This is a genomic window from Paenibacillus sp. oral taxon 786 str. D14, assembly GCF_000159955.1.
GTDB classification, from domain to species: Bacteria; Bacillota; Bacilli; order Paenibacillales; family Paenibacillaceae; genus Fontibacillus; species Fontibacillus phoenicis.
Genome location: NZ_GG695973.1, coordinates 114,287 through 115,813, shown reverse-complemented (window position 1 = coordinate 115,813; position 1,527 = coordinate 114,287). Strand labels below are relative to the sequence as shown.

Here is a 1,527-nt window from a genome sequence, read left to right as displayed (position 1 = left end):
TGCGGTTTTTTTGAAGATATCAGAAAACTTTGAATGTACGTCGATAGACGTTTTTCTTACGGAGGTTCAGCTATTCTCCAGAATTGTGTTCAGCGTCGTCCGGTCCAGTCCGCGCACCAGGCGAATCAGCAGCTCCTTCGCAGCTGCATAATCATCCGTATGGATGATTGAGGAGGATGTGTGGATGTAGCGGGAGCAAATGCCGATGACGCTCGACGGGACGCCGGTGCCGCTGAGATGCACTTGACCGGCATCCGTGCCGCCCGGTGACACGAAATATTGGTACTTAATCTTGTGCGTATCCGCCATATCGCGGATATATTCGACCAAGCCGCGATGGGTGATCATCGTCGGGTCAAGGATGCGCAGCAGCGCGCCATCGCCCAACCGGCCGAACGCTTTTTTGTCGCCGGTCATGTCGTTGGCCGCGCTGGCGTCCAAGGCGAAGAAGATGTCAGGCTTAATGAGATTCGCCGCCGTCCGAGCCCCTCTAAGGCCCACTTCTTCCTGCACGTTAGCCCCGGCATAAAGAACATTCGGCAGCTTCTCGCCGTGCAGTGCCTCGAGCAGCTCAATCGCTAAACCAACGCCATAGCGGTTATCCCAGGCTTTCGCCATAATTTTCTTCGGATTTACGAGGGGGGTGAACTCGCAAATCGGCACGATCTGCTGGCCGATCCGCACTCCTGCGGCTTCGGCTTCCTCACGGCTGTCCGCGCCGATATCCAGGTACATCGATTTGATGTCTACCGGCTTGTTGCGTTGCGACTCATCCAGCAGGTGGGTGGGGATCGATCCGACGACGCCGACGATTCGCCCGTTTGGCGTAATGATTTGCAGGCGTTGCGCCAACACGGCCTGGCTCCACCAGCCGCCGAGCGGCTGGAACGACACCATCCCGTTATCGCTGATGCCGGTGGTCATGAAGCCGACTTCGTCGAAATGCCCGGCGACCATCACCCGAGGACCTTGCTCATCTCCGCGCAATACCCCGAACAGTCCGCCGAGGTTATCCTGCACGAATTCCTGCGTATAGGCCGACATTTTCTTTTTAACGAGGGCCCGCAGTTCTCGTTCAAATCCAGGAGCCGCTGGAAATTCCGTCAGTTCTTTAAATAGCTCGCGCGTTTTTTCATTCATCGTTTGCTTCTCCTTTTTCTAAAGATACGGGTTCCAAAGGCCCGATTTACAGCATCTAGATATCTTAGAATCCATCTCAGATAACCTTCCTACCCTAGTATGAACTACCTTTTTTCGATTGTCCATGGCGATTGGATTGCCCGGATTTCTTGTGCTGTCGTAACTCTGGCGAGCACCCGCCATCCGAGCGCAGCATATACTGCAGAAGCAGCAGTCGATGGGCGAATGAGGAGGCTAAGCTTAATGGAACGATATGCCAAAGATTGGCTGGTGATCTGTCTGCTCTTTATCCTGTTAGTGATCATCCTTCTGTATTTGTGATTTCAGGATGCGATTCCCTTGCCTCACCTGACGTGAGTCCGCCGGAACTTTGGTTCCTGCGGGCTT

General features: G+C 54.2%; 1 protein-coding gene. It reads right to left on the bottom strand.

Annotation, left to right across the window (positions count from 1 at the left end; translation table 11 throughout):
* Nucleotides 1-66: 66 nt before the first annotated feature.
* Entirely contained in the window at nucleotides 67-1,140 is a 1,074-nt protein-coding gene (locus tag POTG_RS07355; RefSeq protein ID WP_009224195.1) for a M42 family metallopeptidase, read from the bottom strand.
* Nucleotides 1,141-1,527 lie beyond the last annotated feature (387 nt).